General features: G+C 49.2%; 11 protein-coding genes, 6 tRNA genes and 3 rRNA genes. All 20 read right to left on the bottom strand.

All coding sequences use genetic code 11. From position 1 onward, the window contains the following. Positions 1-55 precede the first annotated feature (55 nt). Positions 56-4,324: a DNA-directed RNA polymerase subunit beta' gene (rpoC, locus tag QUE62_RS00235; protein WP_286223771.1), complete on the bottom strand. Its 4,269-nt coding sequence runs from the start codon at positions 4,322-4,324 to the stop codon at positions 56-58. A 1-nt stretch (position 4,325) separates the two neighbouring features. After that, entirely contained in the window at positions 4,326-8,426 is a 4,101-nt protein-coding gene (gene rpoB / locus QUE62_RS00230) for a DNA-directed RNA polymerase subunit beta (RefSeq protein ID WP_286223770.1), read from the bottom strand. Positions 8,427-8,651: 225 nt separating this feature from the next. After that, complete coding sequence (gene rplL, locus QUE62_RS00225) at positions 8,652-9,029, bottom strand: 50S ribosomal protein L7/L12 (protein WP_108507575.1); 378 nt, start codon at positions 9,027-9,029, stop codon at positions 8,652-8,654. 36 nt (positions 9,030-9,065) lie between these two features. Next, positions 9,066-9,656: a 50S ribosomal protein L10 gene (rplJ, locus tag QUE62_RS00220; RefSeq protein ID WP_286223769.1), complete on the bottom strand. Its 591-nt coding sequence runs from the start codon at positions 9,654-9,656 to the stop codon at positions 9,066-9,068. A gap of 220 nt (positions 9,657-9,876) precedes the next feature. After that, positions 9,877-10,575 (bottom strand): 50S ribosomal protein L1, encoded by a 699-nt coding sequence (gene rplA, locus QUE62_RS00215; RefSeq protein WP_286223768.1) that lies wholly within the window; start codon positions 10,573-10,575, stop codon positions 9,877-9,879. A 2-nt stretch (positions 10,576-10,577) separates the two neighbouring features. Next, positions 10,578-11,009 carry a 50S ribosomal protein L11 gene (gene rplK, locus QUE62_RS00210; RefSeq protein ID WP_286226832.1) on the bottom strand — a complete coding sequence of 144 codons (432 nt, stop codon included), beginning with the start codon at positions 11,007-11,009 and terminating at the stop codon, positions 10,578-10,580. Between the two features lie 115 nt (positions 11,010-11,124). Further along, positions 11,125-11,682, bottom strand: a complete 558-nt coding sequence (gene nusG, locus QUE62_RS00205; protein ID WP_407675552.1) for a transcription termination/antitermination protein NusG — start codon at positions 11,680-11,682, stop codon at positions 11,125-11,127. A gap of 21 nt (positions 11,683-11,703) precedes the next feature. Continuing rightward, positions 11,704-12,081 (bottom strand): preprotein translocase subunit SecE, encoded by a 378-nt coding sequence (gene secE / locus QUE62_RS00200; RefSeq protein WP_286223766.1) that lies wholly within the window; start codon positions 12,079-12,081, stop codon positions 11,704-11,706. A 26-nt stretch (positions 12,082-12,107) separates the two neighbouring features. Beyond that, a tRNA-Trp gene (locus QUE62_RS00195) sits at positions 12,108-12,183 on the bottom strand. 9 nt (positions 12,184-12,192) lie between these two features. Then, positions 12,193-13,383: an elongation factor Tu gene (tuf, locus tag QUE62_RS00190; protein ID WP_286223765.1), complete on the bottom strand. Its 1,191-nt coding sequence runs from the start codon at positions 13,381-13,383 to the stop codon at positions 12,193-12,195. Positions 13,384-13,446: 63 nt separating this feature from the next. Continuing rightward, positions 13,447-13,521 (bottom strand) — tRNA-Thr (locus QUE62_RS00185). Between the two features lie 49 nt (positions 13,522-13,570). After that, positions 13,571-13,644, bottom strand: a tRNA-Gly gene (locus tag QUE62_RS00180). Positions 13,645-13,717: 73 nt separating this feature from the next. After that, positions 13,718-13,803 (bottom strand) — tRNA-Tyr (locus tag QUE62_RS00175). Positions 13,804-13,909: 106 nt separating this feature from the next. Next, positions 13,910-14,023: ribosomal RNA gene (gene rrf / locus QUE62_RS00170) — 5S ribosomal RNA — on the bottom strand. 112 nt (positions 14,024-14,135) lie between these two features. Next, a 23S ribosomal RNA gene (locus QUE62_RS00165) occupies positions 14,136-17,007 on the bottom strand. Positions 17,008-17,244: 237 nt separating this feature from the next. Continuing rightward, a tRNA-Ala gene (locus QUE62_RS00160) sits at positions 17,245-17,320 on the bottom strand. A 28-nt stretch (positions 17,321-17,348) separates the two neighbouring features. Further along, positions 17,349-17,425: transfer RNA gene (locus QUE62_RS00155), tRNA-Ile, on the bottom strand. A gap of 58 nt (positions 17,426-17,483) precedes the next feature. Next, positions 17,484-19,016: ribosomal RNA gene (locus tag QUE62_RS00150) — 16S ribosomal RNA — on the bottom strand. The 16S, 23S and 5S rRNA genes sit together here with 5 tRNA genes alongside, the layout of an rRNA operon. A gap of 415 nt (positions 19,017-19,431) precedes the next feature. Then, positions 19,432-20,076, bottom strand: a complete 645-nt coding sequence (locus QUE62_RS00145) for a BON domain-containing protein (protein ID WP_286226830.1) — start codon at positions 20,074-20,076, stop codon at positions 19,432-19,434. Between the two features lies 1 nt (position 20,077). Beyond that, a complete protein-coding gene (locus QUE62_RS00140; protein ID WP_286226217.1) occupies positions 20,078-20,686 on the bottom strand; it encodes a phosphoheptose isomerase in 609 nt (202 codons plus the stop codon). Positions 20,687-20,711: the final 25 nt, after the last annotated feature.

Raw genomic sequence — 20,711 nt, 5'->3', positions numbered from 1 at the left:
GCCCTTCCCGTCAACTTCCAGGAGAAAGACTGGTCAATGTGTTGAATTACAACCCCTAACTTTGTTCGGCCTCACCTTCAGGCGTTGCTGCAGCCTCAACTTGCTCCGCTACGGCGCCAGCCTCCAACGCTAAAGCCTCCTCGGCTGCAATCATCTGAGCACGATCGCGCTCAAATTGCTCACGTACTTTTCTAGCACGACGATAGGCCAAGCCAGTTCCGGCAGGAATCAAACGCCCAATAATGACGTTTTCCTTGAGGCCTCTCAAGGTATCAACTTTGCCCATAATGGCAGCTTCTGTTAATACACGAGTGGTTTCTTGGAAGGATGCCGCTGAAATAAAGCTGTCGGTTGACAAGGATGCCTTGGTAATTCCGAGCAGAATGTTTTCGAACTGAGCAGGTTGCTTGCCTTCAGCAATCACACGATCGTTTTCGTCATAAAGCTTGGAACGCTCCACTTGCTCACCAGTAATGAAGTTGGTGTCGCCAGGATTGGTGATCTGAACACGACGCAACATTTGACGCACGATTACTTCAATGTGCTTGTCATTAATCTTTACGCCTTGCAGTCGATAAACGTCTTGCACCTCATCAACGATGTAGATCGCTAACTCTTCGATTCCCTTGAGATGCAAAATATCGTGTGGATCTGCTGGACCCTCCACAATCATCTCGCCCTTGTTCACGACTTGGCCGTCATGAACCAGAACCTGCTTCTCTTTTGGAATGAGGAACTCGCTGCTTTCACCATCCATATCAGTAATCACCAAACGCTGCTTACCTTTGGTTTCCTTACCGAACGAAACTGTTCCAGTTACCTTGGCCAAAATCGCCGCATCTTTGGGTGAACGGGCTTCAAATAATTCAGCAACTCGTGGCAAGCCACCGGTAATGTCGCGAGTCTTCTGCGACTCAATTGGAATACGCGCCAACACCTCACCAACTTCGATCTTCTGACCATCTTTTACGGTGATCAATGCGCCGACCTGAAGACCGATCGTTACGGGATGATCAGTACCAGCAATCTTGGTTTGATTTCCCTGCTCATCGAGTAACTGGATTACAGGACGCAAACCTTTGCTTGCTGCTGAACGGCGCTTACCATCGATCACCACCAAGGTTGATAAGCCGGTGACTTCATCAACTTGCTTGGCAACGGTGACGCCCTCTTCAACATTCTCAAAGCGTGCAATGCCTGCATACTCAGAAATAATTGGGCGAGTTAAAGGATCCCAGGTTGCAATACTGGTACCGGCTTTTACGCTTGCGCCTTCCTTCACGAGCAAGGTCGCTCCGTACGGAATCTTGTGACGCTCGCGCTCGCGACCGTTGTCATCCAAGACCAAGGCCTCGCCTGAACGAGATATCACCACTGGCTCGCCCTTCGCATTCGTTACAAATCGCATAGTGGAGGAGAACTTCAATGAACCGTTTGACTTCACCTCAACATTACTTGCAACCAATGCACGTGATGCGGCTCCACCAATGTGGAAAGTACGCATCGTTAACTGGGTACCGGGCTCACCAATCGACTGAGCCGCGATTACTCCAACTGCCTCACCCACGTTAACGAGACCGCCACGACCTAGATCACGTCCATAGCACTTAGCACATAGTCCATAGCGCGTCTCACAGGTTAGAACAGTACGAACCTTGACTTCATCAATACCTAAATCAACGATTTGATCGACATGATCTTCTTCTAGCAAGGTATCGTGGGGAACAATGACCTCTTGAGTGTCTGGATGCAAGATATCGCCAATGCATACGCGGCCTAAAATGCGATCGCGCAGGGCTTCAATAATTTCGCCACCTTCCACTAGGGCACGCATCGTTACACCATTACTTGCGCCACAATCTTCTTCAACCACAACCAGATCTTGCGTCACATCGCACAAACGACGCGTCAAGTAGCCAGAGTTTGCAGTCTTCAACGCAGTATCTGCGAGGCCCTTACGAGCACCGTGGGTGGAAATGAAGTACTGCAACACATTCAAGCCTTCACGGAAGTTCGCTGTAATCGGTGTTTCAATGATTGAGCCATCGGGCTTCGCCATCAAGCCTCGCATACCAGCAAGCTGACGAATCTGTGCTGCTGAACCACGCGCTCCAGAATCAGCCATCATGTAAATGGAGTTGAAGGACTCCTGGCGTACCGGCTTGCCGTTGCGATCAGTTACATCAACATGCGACAACTCGTCCATCATCGCCTTGCCAACCTGATCACCAGCGGCACCCCAAATATCAACCACGTTGTTGTAACGCTCTTGATTGGTTACCAAGCCTGACATAAATTGCTTGTCATACTCTTTCACTTTGCCGGCAGCTTCGTTAATGATTCCGTCTTTCGAGCTTGGAATCAGCATGTCATCGATCGCAATCGAAATACCTGCCTTGGTTGCCAAACGGAAACCTGCCTGCAACAAACGGTCGGCAAAAATAACGGTTTCACGCAAGCCGCACTTCCGGAAGGAAGTATTAATCAGCCGTGAGATTTCTTTTTTCTTCAGCGGCTTATTAATTTCCGCAAATGCCATACCTTTTGGCAAAATCTCAGACAAAATTGCCCGGCCTACCGACGTATGCTGAACCGATGTCTTGGCAACAAAGCGCTCATCGCCCTCGGCATTTTTGTTCACTACTTCATACTCAGTGACGCGTACCGCAATCCGCGATGCAAGCTCAACAGTTCCAGCCTCATACGCCCGAATCACTTCTGGAATATTGGCAAATACCATGCCTTCGCCCTTACCGTTAATCTTATCGCGCGTCGCGTAATATAAACCTAGCACTACGTCTTGGGACGGAACAATGGATGGCTCGCCGTTCGCAGGGAAAAGCACATTGTTAGAGGCCAACATTAAGGTGCGGGCTTCCATTTGCGCCTCGAGAGAGAGCGGGACGTGAACAGCCATTTGGTCGCCGTCAAAGTCAGCATTGAACGCAGCGCATACCAGGGGGTGCAACTGAATTGCTTTGCCCTCAATTAACATCGGTTCAAACGCTTGAATACCAAGACGATGCAAGGTCGGCGCACGATTTAACAGAATCGGATGTTCCCGAATGACCTCTTCCAAAATATCCCAAACGATTGGGGTTTGGCTTTCGACCTCTTTCTTGGCGGCCTTAATGGTGGTTGCAATGCCGAGTGTCTCAAGCTTATTAAAAATAAATGGCTTGAATAACTCCAATGCCATCAATTTTGGCAGACCGCACTGATGCAATTTCAGCGTTGGGCCCACTACGATCACCGAACGACCGGAGTAGTCAACACGCTTACCTAATAAGTTTTGACGGAAACGACCGCTCTTACCTTTAATCATCTCAGCAAGCGACTTCAACGGACGCTTATTCGCACCCGTCATTGCCTTACCGCGACGACCGTTATCCAATAAGGAGTCAACCGCTTCTTGCAACATGCGTTTTTCGTTACGAACGATAATCTCGGGGGCGCGCAACTCCAAAAGGCGGCGTAGACGATTATTACGATTAATAACGCGACGATACAGATCGTTCAAATCGGAGGTTGCAAAACGACCGCCATCCAATGGCACCAATGGACGCAACTCAGGAGGCAATACTGGCAAGACCTCCATGATCATCCAATCAGGCTTGATGCCCGAACTTTGGAAGGCCTCTAGTACCTTGAGACGCTTGGCGTACTTTTTAATCTTAGCGTCGCTGCCGGTTGCCTTCAACTCTGAACGAATCGATTCAACCTCACGATCAATATTGATGGTGCGCAATAGCTCCCGAATACCTTCGGCCCCCATAATGGCAGTAAAGGCGCCCTCGCCAAATTCTTCGACCTTAGCGTTGTACTCATCCTCGGACATAATTTGACCGCGCTTCATCGCGCCCTCAGGCGTTAAGCCTGGATCAACAACGACATATGCTTCAAAGTACAGAACGCGCTCAATATCACGCAAGGTCATGTCTAATACCATTCCCAAACGGGATGGCAAGGACTTCAAAAACCAAATATGCGCAACCGGGGCAGCGAGTTCAATATGCCCCATGCGCTCACGGCGCACCTTGGCCAGTGTGACCTCGACGCCGCACTTTTCACAAATAACACCGCGGAATTTGAGACGCTTGTACTTACCACACAAGCACTCATAGTCTTTAATGGGTCCAAAGATCTTGGCACAAAAAAGGCCGTCTCTCTCTGGTTTGAAGGTACGGTAATTAATCGTCTCAGGCTTACGAACTTCTCCGAAAGACCACGAACGAATCTTCTCGGGAGAGGCTAAGCCAATTTTGATAGCATCAAATTGCTCCTCGCCAGAGGTTTGCTTAAATAGATCGAGCAATGCTTTCATATCAGTTACGCTCCATGTCAATGTCAATACCCAACGATCGGATTTCCTTCACCAGAACGTTGAACGATTCGGGCATGCCAGCATCAATCGTGTGCTCACCCTTGACGATGTTTTCATAAACTTTGGTTCGGCCAGTGACGTCGTCAGACTTCACAGTGAGCATCTCTTGCAAGACATAGGAGGCGCCATACGCTTCTAGGGCCCAAACTTCCATCTCACCAAAGCGCTGTCCACCAAACTGGGCTTTTCCGCCCAGAGGTTGCTGGGTGACCAAGGAGTACGGACCAGTTGAGCGAGCATGCATCTTGTCATCCACTAAATGGTGCAATTTCAAGACATGCATCACACCAACGGTGACTGGGCGCTCAAAAGCATCACCAGTTCGCCCGTCATACAAGGTGATTTGCTGACGCGAGGGAGTCATGTGCAAGCTCTTAGCTTGATCATCGGGATAAGCAAACTCCAGCATCTTGCCAATCTCGTTTTCTGTAGCCCCATCAAAAACAGGGGTTGCAAATGGCAAGCCATTCTTCAGATTGCTCGCAAGCTCCAGAATCTGCTCATCACTAAACTCATCAATGTTTTCTTGACGACCAGTCTCGTTATAGAGAGTCTTAAAGAACTTCCTGAGATCGGCTACCTTGGCTTGCTCTTTGAGCATGGCATCAATGCGCTTACCAATTCCCTGCGCAGCCCAACCCAAGTGAGTTTCCAAAATCTGACCAACGTTCATCCGTGATGGGACGCCCAAGGGATTCAGCACGATATCAACCGAACGACCATCGGCCATATATGGCATATCTTCGACTGGAACAATCTTGGATACAACACCCTTATTGCCATGACGTCCTGCCATCTTGTCGCCAGGCTGCAAGCGGCGCTTAACCGCCAAATACACCTTAACCATCTTGGTAACGCCTGGAGGCAATTCATCGCCTTGGGTCAGCTTCTTCCGCTTTTCCTCAAACGCTGCATCAAACTGCTTACGCTTTGCCTCAATCGAGGCTTTAATGGCTTCGATTTGGGTTGCTACCTCCTCATCAGCTGGACGAATATCAAACCAGTGATAACGATCCAATTCCGACAAATACTCTTTCGTAATCTTGCTACCTTTGGCCAATTTCTTAGGGCCGCCATTCGCAGTTTTGTTTAAGAGTAATTTTTGCAAACGATCAAACGCATCGCCCTCAACAATACGCAACTGATCATTCAGATCTAAACGATAGCGTTGGAGCTCTTCAGCAATAATCGATTGAGCACGTGCATCACGCTCGATACCCTCGCGGGTAAATACCTGAACGTCGATAACAGTTCCGCTCATGCCCGATGGTACACGCAGGGAAGTATCTTTAACGTCAGAGGCTTTTTCACCAAAGATTGCGCGTAATAGCTTCTCTTCTGGAGTTAAGGTGGTCTCGCCTTTTGGCGTTACCTTACCGACCAATACGTCGCCAGCCTCAACTTCAGCACCGATGTAGACAATACCGCTTTCATCGAGGCGCGCCAATTGCGATTCGGCCAAATTGGAAATATCTCTTGAAATCTCTTCCGAGCCCAGCTTGGTATCTCGCGCTACAACCGATAGCTCCTCAATATGAATCGAGGTATAGCGATCATCCGCCACAACCTTCTCAGAAATCAAAATAGAGTCTTCGAAGTTATAACCGTTCCAAGGCATAAAGGCGACGGTCATATTTTGACCCAAAGCCAATTCACCTAAATCGGTTGAGGCACCGTCCGCAACCACATCACCACGTTTGACATGATCGCCCACTTGTACGATTGGACGTTGATTAATGTTGGTATTTTGATTCGAGCGAGTGTATTTAGTGAGGTTATAAATATCCACACCCACTTCACCGGCTGCGGTCTCATCATCATTCACGCGAATCACGATGCGGTTTGCATCCACATAATCAACCACACCACCACGCGTTGCCATCACAACAGTGCCTGAGTCCAAAGCCACAATGCGCTCGAGGCCCGTTCCAACCAGTGGCTTATCAGGACGCAAACAAGGAACCGCTTGACGCTGCATGTTTGCACCCATCAATGCGCGGTTTGCATCGTCATGCTCCAAGAATGGCACGAGGGAAGCTGCCGCAGAAACGATTTGGCTTGGTGCGACATCAATGTAATCAATACGCTCTGGTCCAACCATCATGGTCTCGCCCGCTTGGCGTGCAGAAACCAATTCATCCGCTAACTTACCGTTTTTATCGATGGTCGCATTCGCCTGAGCAATCGTGTACTTCGCTTCTTCAATCGCCGACAAATATTCCACTTGATCGGTTACCTTGCCATTGCTTACCTTACGGTATGGCGTCTCAAGAAAACCATGCTCATTTAATCGAGCAAATAGAGCGAGTGAGTTAATCAACCCAATGTTTGGTCCCTCTGGGGTTTCAATTGGGCAAACACGGCCATAATGAGTTGGATGCACGTCGCGTACCTCAAAGCCGGCACGCTCACGTGTTAATCCACCCGGTCCCAATGCTGAGATACGGCGCTTATGGGTAATCTCAGACAATGGATTAGTTTGATCCATAAATTGCGATAGCTGCGATGAGCCAAAGAATTCACGAATTGCCGAGGAAATTGGTTTGCTGTTGATTAAATCATGAGGCATCAAATTCTCGGTCTCGGCCTGACCAAGGCGCTCTTTAACAGCGCGCTCAACACGCGATAAACCGGCACGAAACTGATTTTCTGCCAATTCACCAACACAGCGGACACGACGATTACCAAGGTGATCGATATCGTCAACCTCGCCCTTACCATTACGCAGATCAACCAAAATCTTGATGGTATCCATGATGTCTTCATTCGAGAGCACCATGGGGCCTTCCATATCGCTGCGACCCAAACGACTATTGACCTTCATGCGACCAACTCGCGAGAGGTCATAAGAGTCTTCGCTGTAGAACAAGCGTTGGAACAAAGCCTCAACAGCATCTTCGGTGGGCGGCTCACCAGGACGCATCATGCGGTAAATGGCAATGCGAGCAGCGGTTTGATCAACTGTCTCATCCATGCGCAAGGTCTGCGAGATATAAGCACCGCAATCTAAGTCATTGGTATAAATGGTCTCAAATTGCTTGATGCCACTTTCACGAAGTTTGGCCAACAGGTCTTCGGTAATCTCGTCATTCGCGCTTGCTAATACTTCGCCAGAATCCGGATCGACAATATTTTTAGCGACCACACGACCAATTAAAGAATCATCCGGGACGGTAATAATTTTGGTTTTAGCAGCCTCAAGCTCACGAATATGCTTTGCATTGATGCGCTTGTCTTTTTGAACAACTACAACGCCGTTCTTGTCCACAATATCAAATCGAGCAACTTCACCACGCAAACGCTCTGGGACAAATTCCATCGATGCGCCGGATTGCGAGAGTGTGAAGTGGTCAAAATTAAAGAAGTTCGCCAAAATTTGCTCATTGTTTAAGCCAATCGCTTTGAGCAAAATGGTGACCGGCATCTTACGCCGACGGTCTACCCGGAAGTACAAAATATCTTTAGGGTCGAACTCAAAATCCAACCACGATCCACGATAAGGAATAATGCGCGCGGAGAACAAAAGCTTCCCTGAGCTATGAGTTTTGCCTTTGTCATGTTCAAAAAATACACCGGGTGAACGATGCAACTGAGAAACGATCACGCGCTCGGTGCCGTTGATCACAAATGAGCCGGTATCGGTCATCAAAGGGATTTCACCCATGTAGACTTCTTGCTCTTTAACCTCTTTTACCTTGTGCGGCGCTTCACGGTCATTAATGATTAAGCGAACTTTGGCGCGCAAGGCGGAGTGATAGGTCAAGCCACGCTGTTGACACTCTTTGACGTCAAATGGTGGTGGCGATAATTGATACGAAACATATTCCATGCGCGCATATCCATTGTTAGATACGATCGGGAATATTGACGTAAATGCAGACTGAAGTCCTTCGTTCGCTCTTGCAGTTGCAGGTTTATCAGCCTGCAAAAATTTGGCATAGGACTCGAGCTGGGTTGTAAGCAGGTATGGAACCTGGTGATTATTGGGTCGCTTAGCAAAACTCTTACGGATGCGCTTGCGTTCGGTGAAGCTATAGTTCATTTCATCTCCGATGGCAGCGACTGAGCAAAGATTTGGCGGCTGGCCTCTACCAGCCTCTGGCGGACAGCAAAACAATATAAATTGTTATGCCCGACCAAACTTGTCTTCTGCAGTCGTATCAGAAGGCAAACCAGATTTCAGACTTACATTTGTAAATATGAGATCTGGTTTGACCACTGAGGATCAAACCGCGGAGAGCCCGTGAGCCCTCCGGCAATCTCAAAATTACTTGAGTTCGGCTTTTGCGCCAGCGTCTTCGAGCTTTTTCTTAGCCTCTTCCGCTGTTTTCTTATCAACACCTTCTTTAATTGGTTTTGGTGCACCATCGACCAAGTCTTTGGCTTCTTTCAAGCCAAGGCCGGTGATCTCACGAACCGCCTTAATGACACCAACCTTGTTGGCACCAGCCTCGAGGAGATTTACAGTGAACTCAGTTTTTTCTTCAGCAGCAGCTGCACCACCGCCGCCGCCAGCAGGTCCTGCTACAGCCATTGCTGCTGCAGAAACACCAAACTTCTCTTCGAATGCTTTGACCAAGTCATTCAAATCCATTACGGACATATTGCCAACTGCTTCAATAATTTCTTCTTTAGTAATTGCCATTTTTAGCTCCTAAACTGTATTGGTTAATCCTGCGCATTAAGCAGCAGGAGTTGGGTTGTCTTGCTCGGGTGCAGCACTGACCTCAGGCGCTGGCTCTGCGGTGGCTTCGGCAACCGGTGCAGCGGCCGCAGCCGGCGCTCCACTTGCTTTTTGCTCTGCCACAGCACCAAGAACACGAGCCATTGCCGATACAGGCGCCTTCATCACTCCCAATAACTTCGAGAGCAATTCTTCGCGTGACGGAATTGTCGCTAGTTCTTTAACACCGTTTACATCTAGTACTTTGCCGTTATAAAAGCCTGCCTTGATGACCAACTGGTCTTGGCCTTTGGAAAACTGATGCAGTACCTTTGCCGGAGCAACAGGATCTGCAGAGATTCCATAAATCAAAGGTCCAACCATTGAGTCGCCAAGTTGCTCAAACGGTGTTCCCTGCGCAGCACGACGCGCCAAGGTGTTCTTCAATACACGAAGATAAACACCTTGGGATCGTGCGTTCGCACGCAAGGTGGTTAACTCGCCCACGGGAATCCCGCGATACTCGGCAAGCACCACTGTTTGAGCCGCAGCCAATTGAGCGCCGACATCAGCCACAATCGCTTTTTTGTCTTCTACATTCAAAGGCACGGTTTAACTCCTTCTCATTCCGACTGTTTCCAATCGGGGTTACACACCAGCGTCTGATTTGTCTATCACGGGGTGTGCCCGAAATATCCTTACAGGGTCGCCATCTAGGTTGGTTATCGCTCTCGCAACAATTAAGAACTCGTAAACGACACTTTGTTCACCAACGGTCTTTGATGTTCGAGTGCCAAGGCACTCGACCCAAAGTTTGTTTACTACAGACTTATGCGGCCTGCAGTGAAGCTTGATCGACACGCACACCAGCACCCATCGTGCTGCTCAGTGCGATCTTTCTTAAATAAATCCCCTTTGATGCGCTTGGCTTGGCCTTATTTAAGGCATCAAGCAAGGCTAGCAAATTGGTCTTGAGTGCGGTTGGCTCAAAAGAACGACGGCCAATCGAAGCATGCACAATTCCGGCTTTATCAACTCGGAACTGGACCTGGCCAGCCTTGGCGTTCTTAATGGCAGTAACCACATCAGGGGTCACAGTGCCCACCTTTGGATTGGGCATCAAACCACGTGGGCCTAACACCTGTCCTAAGGTACCAACAATCTTCATCGTGTCTGGGGATGCAATCAGCACATCAAAGTTGATGTTGCCACCCTTGATCTGTTCTGCCAAATCTTCCATGCCTACGATTTCGGCTCCAGCCGCTTTTGCTTGCTCGGCTTTTTCACCTTGAGCAAATACGGCAACACGCACATGCTTACCGGTACCCGCTGGCAGCACAACTGCGCCACGAACAACCTGGTCAGATTTCTTTGCATCAATGCCTAGCTGAACAGCAACATCGATTGACTCATCAAACTTTGCCGTTGCACACTCTTTCACCAATGCTAAAGCATCATCTAATGGATAAAATTTATTACGATCAACCTTGGACTGAATCGCTTTCACGCGCTTTGATAATTTAGGCATGTTTAGACTCCTTCCACAGTAATGCCCATCGAACGGGCGCTGCCTGCCACAGTGCGAACAGCAGCATCTAAATCAGCGGCTGTTAAGTCAGGCATTTTTAACTTGGCAATCTCTTCTGCTTGTGAACGAGTAATCTTGCCAACCTTATCGGTATGAGGCCGGGGTGAACCCTTCTCAATTTTCGCTGCCTTCTTAATCAAAATGGTTGCGGGGGGAGTCTTCATCACAAATGAGAAGCTCTTGTCCGCAAAAGCAGTAATTACAACTGGAATTGGTAAGCCGGGCTCCATGCTCTGAGTTTGAGCATTAAACGCCTTACAGAACTCCATGATATTGAGGCCGCGCTGACCCAGAGCGGGACCAACGGGTGGGGATGGATTTGCTTTACCAGCAGGAATCTGCAACTTGATAAAGCCAATAATTTTCTTTGCCATACTTGCTCCAAAAAAGCGCGCTAACCAATTGTGTTAACCGCTGTTGAGTAAACGCTTCACCAGAATTGGCGTGTTCTGGATCCGCTCCTCGCTAACTACTTGATACTTCTACAAATTACATCTTCTCCACTTGGCCGAATTCAAGCTCAACGGGAGTACCACGACCAAAAATTGTAACAGAAACGCGGAGTTTTGACTTCTCATAGTTCACTTCTTCCACATTTCCATTGAAATCGGTAAATGGGCCTTCTTTGACACGAACCATCTCACCCACCTCAAATAGGGTCTTAGGCTTAGGCTTATCTACCCCGGCCTGCATTTGATCCATGATTTTGCTGACTTCTGCAGTCGAAATTGGGGATGGGCGATTGCGAACACCGCCCACGAAACCGGTAACCTTGGGCGTATTTTTGACTAAATGCCAGGTTTCATCGGTCATTTCCATCTCAATTAATACATAACCGGGGAAAAAACGACGCTCAGAAACAGCCTTTTGGCCTGATTTAACTTCTACCACTTCCTCGGATGGAACCAATATACGGCCAAACTTTTCAGCCATTCCGGAGCGCGCAATGCGCTCTTCGAGCCCCTTCTTTACACTCTTTTCCATACCAGAATAGGCGTGGATTACATACCAGCGCATATTGCCAGTTGCCTGAGGGTTGGAAACCATATCAGTATCAACCATATTGCCTCACTTCCAGCCTAAAAAGATTGAGAACACGAGCCATTCGACCAATTTATCAATTAACCATAAAAAAAGCGCCATGATTAGAACAAAGCCGAATACAACGAGAGTCATGCGAGTTGATTCTTGGCGGGTCGGCCAAACTACTTTTTTTACCTCTAGCCAAGAGTCTTTGCTATAAGCTATAAAACGCTTACCATCGGCTGAAAATGCCATCAAAATAACCGCGAGAGCAATTCCGCCCAATAACGCAGCAAGACGAACCCAATAGCCTTGGTCAATCAGGGTGTAATAAAGAACCAGCGCAGCGATCACAATAGCAACCGCTACAAGGCTGACCCAACCTGATTTCTGCTCCGAGCTATCTATCGTTTGTTGTGACATTTACAAATCCACTTACAAAAAAATGCTGGCAGGGGCGGAGGGCATCGAACCCCCAACCTTTGGTTTTGGAGACCAACGCTCTGCCAATTGAGCTACGCCCCTAATTCCTTCTTAAGCCAAAATCTTCGCAACCACACCCGCACCGACGGTACGACCGCCTTCACGGATTGCAAAGCGCAAGCCCTCTTCCATCGCGATGGGGGCAATAAGCTTTACGGTGATGGTGACGTTATCGCCAGGCATCACCATCTCTTTGTCCTTAGGCAACTCAATTGAGCCGGTGACATCGGTGGTACGGAAGTAAAACTGAGGGCGGTAGTTGTTAAAGAAGGGGGTGTGACGACCGCCCTCATCTTTGGACAACACATAAACCTCAGCAGTAAAGTGGGTGTGGGGGGTAATCGAGCCGGGCTTAGCTAATACTTGGCCACGCTCGACTTCCTCGCGCTTGGTGCCGCGCAAGAGGATACCGACGTTATCACCTGCTTGACCTTGATCGAGCAGTTTACGGAACATCTCTACGCCAGTGCAGGTGGTTTTGAGGGTGGGCTTAATACCGACGATCTCAATCTCTTCACCGACTTTAATAATGCCGCGCTCAACACGACCGGTCACCACCGTGCCACGACCAGAGATCGAGAACACGTCTTCGACTGGCATCAAGAATGCGCCATCAATCGCACGCTCAGGATTGGGGATATAGCTATCTAAAGCTTCAGCAAGCTTCATGATGGCGCCTTCGCCCAACTCACCCTTGTCGCCTTCTAAGGCGAGCTTGGCAGAGCCCTTGACAATGGGGGTATCGTCGCCTGGGAACTCATACTTGGAGAGCAGCTCACGCACTTCCATCTCCACGAGCTCTAAGAGTTCAGCGTCGTCGACCATATCGCATTTGTTCATAAACACGATGATGTAAGGCACGCCTACTTGGCGGGCCAAGAGGATGTGCTCACGGGTTTGGGGCATGGGGCCATCGGCTGCCGAGACCACCAAAATAGCGCCGTCCATCTGGGCAGCACCAGTAATCATGTTCTTCACATAGTCGGCGTGACCTGGGCAATCGACGTGCGCGTAGTGACGGTTCTTGGTCTCGTACTCGACGTGGGCGGTATTAATCGTAATACCACGGGCCTTCTCTTCAGGGGCCGCATCGATCTGATCGTAGGCTTTTGCTTCGCCACCAAAGAGCTTGGAGAGCACGGTGGTGATTGCCGCGGTTAGCGTGGTCTTACCGTGGTCGACGTGACCAATGGTGCCAACGTTCACATGGGGTTTAGTCCGTTCAAATTTTTCTTTTGCCATTTTGGGTGCCTTGTAATCTACTTAAATCAAATTGAGTCACACTAAAAAATTAACCACAAAAACTGGTGCCCATGGGCAGGATCGAACTGCCGACCTCTCCCTTACCAAGGGAGTGCTCTACCACTGAGCCACATGGGCAGCGCTCTTACATCACACTGCGTCAATACTGCACATGAACTACAAAAGCTGGAGCGGGTGAAGGGAATCGAACCCTCGTCATAAGCTTGGAAGGCTTCAGCTCTACCATTGAGCTACACCCGCAGTAAATACTGCTTAATTACATCCACTCATACTTCACTTATTCCGCTCTTACTTCTTTTACTACCAATTCATCTGGTGGAGAGAGTTGGATTCGAACCAACGTAGGCGTAAGCCAACAGATTTACAGTCTGCCCCCTTTAGCCGCTCGGGCATCTCTCCGAGAACCGTACATTTTCTCTTGTTCGGTCACTGCTGTCAATCTGCAAGTCCTTCTTCCACAAGTGAAAACGCCCAGACCGTAGGGGTCTGGGCGTCACACATTGGTGCCCGGCAATTACCTACTTTCACACGGGTAATCCGCACTATCATCGGCGTTGAGTCGTTTCACGGTCCTGTTCGGGATGGGAAGGGGTGGTTCCAACTCGCTATGGTCACCGGGCGTAGAGGATAGGCTGTTTCAAAAGAAACAACCCAATTTGAGCAAGCAATGTATTACTTAATATCGATAGTGACTTGAATCACGCAAACTTCAGCACAATGGTGCTGGTTATAGGATCAAGCCTAACGGGCAATTAGTATCAGTTAGCTTAACGCATTACTGCGCTTCCACACCTGACCTATCAACGTTGTGGTCTTCAACGACCCTTTATGGAGGTTAAACCTCCGGGAGATCTTATCTTCAGGCAAGTTTCCCGCTTAGATGCTTTCAGCGGTTATCTCTTCCGTACATAGCTACCCTGCGATGCTTCTGGCGAAACAACAGGTACACCAGCGGTACGTCCACTCCGGTCCTCTCGTACTAGGAGCAGCCCCCGTCAAATCTCCAACGCCCACGGCAGATAGGGACCAAACTGTCTCACGACGTTTTAAACCCAGCTCACGTACCTCTTTAAATGGCGAACAGCCATACCCTTGGGACCGGCTACAGCCCCAGGATGAGATGAGCCGACATCGAGGTGCCAAACACCGCCGTCGATATGAACTCTTGGGCGGTATCAGCCTGTTATCCCCAGAGTACCTTTTATCCGTTGAGCGATGGCCCTTCCATACAGAACCACCGGATCACTATGACCTGCTTTCGCACCTGCTCGACTTGTCGGTCTCGCAGTTAAGCACGCTTTTGCCATTGCACTTTAGGCACGATGTCCGACCGTGCCAAGCGTACCTTCGTACTCCTCCGTTACACTTTGGGAGGAGACCGCCCCAGTCAAACTGCCTACCATGCACTGTTCCCGACCCGGATAACGGGCCAAGGTTAGAACCTCAAATAAATCAGGGTGGTATTTCAAGGTTGGCTCCACCAGAACTAGCATCCTGGTTTCAAAGCCTCCCACCTATCCTACACAGACCGATTCAAAGTCCAATGCAAAGCTACAGTAAAGGTTCATGGGGTCTTTCCGTCTAGCCGCGGGTAGATTGCATCATCACAAACATTTCAACTTCGCTGAGTCTCAGGAGGAGACAGTGTGGCCATCGTTACGCCATTCGTGCAGGTCGGAACTTACCCGACAAGGAATTTCGCTACCTTAGGACCGTTATAGTTACGGCCGCCGTTTACTGGGACTTCAATCAAGAGCTTGCACCCCATCATTTAATCTTCCAGCACCGGGCAGGCGTCACACCCTATACGTCCACTTTCGTGTTTGCAGAGTGCTGTGTTTTTATTAAACAGTCGCAGCCACCATTTTATTGCAACCCTTTTGCCCTTCTGTTGTTCACAGTCAAGCTACTTGGGCGTACCTTATCCCGAAGTTACGGTACCAATTTGCCGAGTTCCTTCTCCTGAGTTCTCTCAAGCGCCTTAGAATACTCATCTCGCCCACCTGTGTCGGTTTGCGGTACGGTCTCGTTAGACTGAAGCTTAGAGGCTTTTCTTGGAACCACTTCCAATTGCTTCGTGAGCAAGCTCACTCGTCCCACACCCTTGATTTACGCTACCGGATTTACCTAATAGCCATCTCCAATGCAGGAACCGGGACATCCAACACCCGGACAACTCTCCGCGATCCGTCCCCCCATCGCATCTAACGACGGTCAAGGAATATTAACCTTGTTCCCATCAGCTACGCATCTCTGCCTCGCCTTAGGGGCCGACTCACCCTACGCCGATGAACGTTGCGTAGGAAACCTTGGGCTTACGGCGAGGGGGCTTTTCACCCCCTTTATCGCTACTCATGTCAGCATTCGCACTTCTGATACCTCCAGCATGCTTTACAACACACCTTCGCAGGCTTACAGAACGCTCTCCTACCATCACTTACGTGATTCGCAGCTTCGGTAACTGGCTTAGCCCCGTTACATCTTCCGCGCGGGACGACTCGATCAGTGAGCTATTACGCTTTCTTTAAAGGGTGGCTGCTTCTAAGCCAACCTCCTGACTGTTTTAGCCTTCCCACTTCGTTTCCCACTTAGCCAATTTTAGGGACCTTAGCTGGCGATCTGGGTTGTTTCCCTCTTGACACCGGACGTTAGCACCCGATGTCTGTCTCCCGTGCTGACACTCAAAGGTATTCGGAGTTTGCTATGGCGCGGTAATCCGCAATGGACCCCACAACCATTACAGTGCTCTACCCCCTTTGGTGATACACGAGGCACTACCTAAATAGTTTTCGGAGAGAACCAGCTATTTCCAGTTTTGTTTAGCCTTTCACCCCTATCCACAGCTCATCCCCTAACTTTTCAACGTTAGTGGGTTCGGTCCTCCAGTACGTGTTACCGCACCTTCAACCTGGCCATGGATAGATCAACTGGTTTCGGGTCTACACCCAGCAACTAACGCCCTATTCGGACTCGCTTTCGCTACGCCTTCCCTATGCGGTTAAGCTTGCTACTGAATGTAAGTCGCTGACCCATTATACAAAAGGTACGCAGTCACCCCTTGCGGGGCTCCTACTGTTTGTATGCATGCGATTTCAGGATCTATTTCACTCCCCTCCCGGGGTTCTTTTCGCCTTTCCCTCACGGTACTTGTTCACTATCGGTCGATTACGAGTATTTAGCCTTGGAGGATGGTCCCCCCATATTCAGACAGGATTTCACGTGTCCCGCCCTACTTGTCTCTAGCCTAGTACCACACATCACCTTTCGCATACGGGGCTATCACCCTTTATTGCCGGACTTTCCATTCCGTTCTGCTAAATGTTGTGTTATCACTAGAAGGCTGCTCCCATTTCGCTCGCCACTACTTTGGGAATCTCGGTTGATGTCTTTTCCTCTCGCTACTTAGATGTTTCAGTTCACGAGGTTCGCTCCACACACCCTATGTATTCAGATGTGGGTGCCGCAAAAGCGGCGGGTTTCCCCATTCGGAAATCTTCGGATCAAAGCTTGTTTGCCAGCTCCCCGAAGCTTATCGCAGGCTACAACGTCCTTCATCGCCTGTAATCGCCAAGGCATCCATCACATGCACTTATTCACTTGATCCTATAACGAGCACCATTACTGATACCTGTTACAGGTTTTACTTCTGACATGTTTGCCGTAATCCAAACTTGATAAAACTCATTTGTATTACTGATGATTCAATCACTACCCATACTACTTGTTGTTTGATGCACTCTCAAAGATGCATCAAACGCATTGCTTACTCAAATTGTTAAAGAACAGCCATAAATGGCAAAACAAAACACTGCATCAATGCTTTGTTTTGACATTTAATGATGGTGGAGGATGACGGGATCGAACCGACGACCCCCTGCTTGCAAAGCAGGTGCTCTCCCAGCTGAGCTAATCCCCCATCGACCGCAGTCTGTACCGCCGCTTGATGGTGGGTCTGGTAGGACTTGAACCTACGACCCCCGCCTTATCAAGACGGTGCTCTAACCAGCTGAGCTACAGACCCGTGGCGTTTTTCGTCAACCGATAAGTGTGGGTACTAAAGTTTTAGCATCATTCTCTAGAAAGGAGGTGATCCAGCCGCACCTTCCGATACGGCTACCTTGTTACGACTTCACCCCAGTCATGAACCCTGCCGTGGCAATCGCCCTCCTTGCGGTTAGGCTAACTGCTTCTGGCAAAACCCACTCCCATGGTGTGACGGGCGGTGTGTACAAGACCCGGGAACGTATTCACCGCGACATGCTGATCCGCGATTACTAGCGATTCCAGCTTCACGTAGTCGAGTTGCAGACTACGATCCGGACTACGATGCGTTTTAAGAGATTAGCTCCCCCTCGCGGGTTGGCAACCCTCTGTACGCACCATTGTATGACGTGTGAAGCCCTACCCATAAGGGCCATGAGGACTTGACGTCATCCCCACCTTCCTCCGGTTTGTCACCGGCAGTCTCTTTAGAGTGCTCTTGCGTAGCAACTAAAGACAAGGGTTGCGCTCGTTGCGGGACTTAACCCAACATCTCACGACACGAGCTGACGACAGCCATGCAGCACCTGTGTTCACTTTCCCTTACGGGCACCTAATGTATCTCTACTTCGTTAGTGACATGTCAAGGGTAGGTAAGGTTTTTCGCGTTGCATCGAATTAATCCACATCATCCACCGCTTGTGCGGGTCCCCGTCAATTCCTTTGAGTTTTAATCTTGCGACCGTACTCCCCAGGCGGCTGACTTCACGCGTTAGCTACGTTACTGAGAATGTAAATTCCCAACAACTAGTCAGCATCGTTTAGGGCGTGGACTACCAGGGTATCTAATCCTGTTTGCTCCCCACGCTTTCGTGCATGAGCGTCAGTGTTATCCCAGGGGGCTGCCTTCGCCATTGGTGTTCCTCCACATATCTACGCATTTCACTGCTACACGTGGAATTCCACCCCCCTCTGACACACTCTAGCTATACAGTCACAGACGCCATTCCCAGGTTAAGCCCGGGGATTTCACGCCTGTCTTGTATAACCGCCTGCGCACGCTTTACGCCCAGTAATTCCGATTAACGCTCGCACCCTACGTATTACCGCGGCTGCTGGCACGTAGTTAGCCGGTGCTTATTCTTCAGGTACCGTCATTCGCAAACTGTGTTAGAGCTGCTGTTTCTTCCCTGACAAAAGAGCTTTACAACCCGAAGGCCTTCTTCACTCACGCGGCATTGCTGGATCAGGGTTGCCCCCATTGTCCAAAATTCCCCACTGCTGCCTCCCGTAGGAGTCTGGGCCGTGTCTCAGTCCCAGTGTGGCTGATCGTCCTCTCAGACCAGCTACTGATCATCGCCTTGGTGAGCTTTTACCTCACCAACAAGCTAATCAGACATCGGCCGCTCTAATCGCGCGAGGCCTTACGGTCCCCCGCTTTCCCCCTCAGGGCGTATGCGGTATTAGCGCAACTTTCGCTGCGTTATCCCCCACGATAAGGTACGTTCCGATGTATTACTCACCCGTTCGCCACTCGCCACCAGGTGCAAGCACCCGTGCTGCCGTTCGACTTGCATGTGTAAGGCATGCCGCCAGCGTTCAATCTGAGCCAGGATCAAACTCTTCAGTTCAATTCCTGTGAACCTTGCGGTTCGTCGCACTCATTTAAGAAATTGACTTGGTAAAAAACCAAATCATTTTTACTGTCTATGAGTACTGTTTATTTACATCTGTCCCGAAGGACTGGATGCCTCTACTCAGTACCCACAATTATCGGTTGACTAATTTTTAAAGAAGGCTGTCCCCAGAGACAATTCATGGGAATTCAGCGAAGTCCATAACTATGACATACCCTTAGAAGGATGTCAACACCTTCTTACAAATATTTTTATGCCGCCGGACCCCCAAATTAGCCCCATCAATTTGGGCTACAATAAAATCAATGGCTTAGAAAGCCCCCTAGGCCAATTCTTTAAACTCATATAAGGCGCTAGCTCTAGATATTAGGGTAAATACTAATTAATTGGGATCAAAAAGCATCCGAATTTAGTTTGGGGCAGGATTCGTATCTGGTTGCGAGGTTCTTGCCTTGCCTTCTTGCTCAAGGCGCTGCTTCTCAGCCTCCGAAATAATGTCAAAGAAGGCAAATACCTGCTTCACGCCGCTTACCTTGCTGACAATTTGCTTGGCTTTGTCAGCTTCTTGCTGAGTCAATATGCCCATTAGGTAAACCCTGCCACTCTCAACCGAAATGTTCATAGAATTTGAGGGAACATCAGGGCTAAAAATAAGTTGGGTTTTAATGTTTGAGGCTAAATAAGCATCGCTTGCCCGTTGACCCAATGAGCTATTGGGCCCGATCACAATTTCATTAAATAAAGAGCGAACGTTCTTCATCGCCTTCACATCGTTACCTGCCTGAGCTTTGATGGTCTCGTCTTTCGCCTCGCCGATTAGGAGAACTTTTTGGTTAAAAGAAACAACGACAATGTGCGCAGAGTCCCCGAACTTTCTGGAGAGCTGACTATTGGCCTCAATCTCAATTCCCAAATCAATTGCCTGAACTGCGGGCGTTCTGCGATCAGCCAGTATTGTTACGCCACCGACCATGCCGCCAACCACTAACACGCCGCAAGCAGATAGTTGCAGGGCAATTAAGGCGGTACAAACTATTTTGATGAGTCGCATCATTTCAATCCTCGTTAAACAAAACGTGATCAACGCCATCGCAAAGGCAGTGCAATAAAAGTAGATGAGTTTCTTGGATGCGTGCAGTACGGGTCGCTGGAACACATAAATGAACATCTTCTCCGCTGAGTAGCACAGCAATCTTTCCCCCGCCATTACCTGTCATCGCAACAATATGAATGCCAATCTTTTTCGCTGCTTCAATCGCTTTGACGACATTCTTTGAGTTCCCAGATGTTGATATAGCAATCAATACATCGCCCGGGCGCCCGATGCCGCGCACCTGCTTGCTAAATACTTCCTCATAGCTGTAATCATTTCCGATGGCTGTCAATATGGATGAGTCGGTTGTGAGTGCAAGCGCAGCAAGCTCGCGGCGCTCACGTTCAAAGCGACCCATTAGTTCGGCTGCAAAATGTTGTGCGTCTGCCGCAGATCCACCATTTCCGCAGGCCATTATTTTTCCGCCCGCTTCAATCGATTGCGTGATCAAAAGAATGGCGCGCGCAATTTCTGAAGGCAGGGCCTTGGCCCCTAACTGCTTTGTCGCAATACTATCAACAAAATGCTGTTGTGCTCTGGCTTTTAGCTCATCGATTGGTTTTGTTTTCATCACAATATTATGCTCTGTTTTGCCA

Origin of the sequence: Polynucleobacter sp. HIN9 (assembly GCF_030297635.1) — a bacterium.
Taxonomy (GTDB): domain Bacteria; phylum Pseudomonadota; class Gammaproteobacteria; order Burkholderiales; family Burkholderiaceae; genus Polynucleobacter.
This window is presented reverse-complemented; position numbering and strand designations above follow the sequence as displayed.

Excerpts from the sequence above, each read along its gene's own strand:
- rpoC (WP_286223771.1), bottom strand. The coding sequence starts at position 4,324 with ATGAAAGCATTGCTCGATCTATTTAAGCAAACCTCTGGCGAGGAGCAA.
- rpoB (WP_286223770.1), bottom strand. The coding sequence starts at position 8,426 with ATGAACTATAGCTTCACCGAACGCAAGCGCATCCGTAAGAGTTTTGCT.
- rplL (WP_108507575.1), bottom strand. The coding sequence starts at position 9,029 with ATGGCAATTACTAAAGAAGAAATTATTGAAGCAGTTGGCAATATGTCC.
- rplA (WP_286223768.1), bottom strand. The coding sequence starts at position 10,575 with ATGCCTAAATTATCAAAGCGCGTGAAAGCGATTCAGTCCAAGGTTGAT.
- rplK (WP_286226832.1), bottom strand. The coding sequence starts at position 11,009 with ATGGCAAAGAAAATTATTGGCTTTATCAAGTTGCAGATTCCTGCTGGT.
- nusG (WP_407675552.1), bottom strand. The coding sequence starts at position 11,682 with ATGGTTTCCAACCCTCAGGCAACTGGCAATATGCGCTGGTATGTAATC.
- secE (WP_286223766.1), bottom strand. The coding sequence starts at position 12,081 with ATGTCACAACAAACGATAGATAGCTCGGAGCAGAAATCAGGTTGGGTC.
- tuf (WP_286223765.1), bottom strand. The coding sequence starts at position 13,383 with ATGGCAAAAGAAAAATTTGAACGGACTAAACCCCATGTGAACGTTGGC.
- QUE62_RS00145 (WP_286226830.1), bottom strand. The coding sequence starts at position 20,076 with ATGATGCGACTCATCAAAATAGTTTGTACCGCCTTAATTGCCCTGCAA.
- QUE62_RS00140 (WP_286226217.1), bottom strand. The coding sequence starts at position 20,686 with ATGAAAACAAAACCAATCGATGAGCTAAAAGCCAGAGCACAACAGCAT.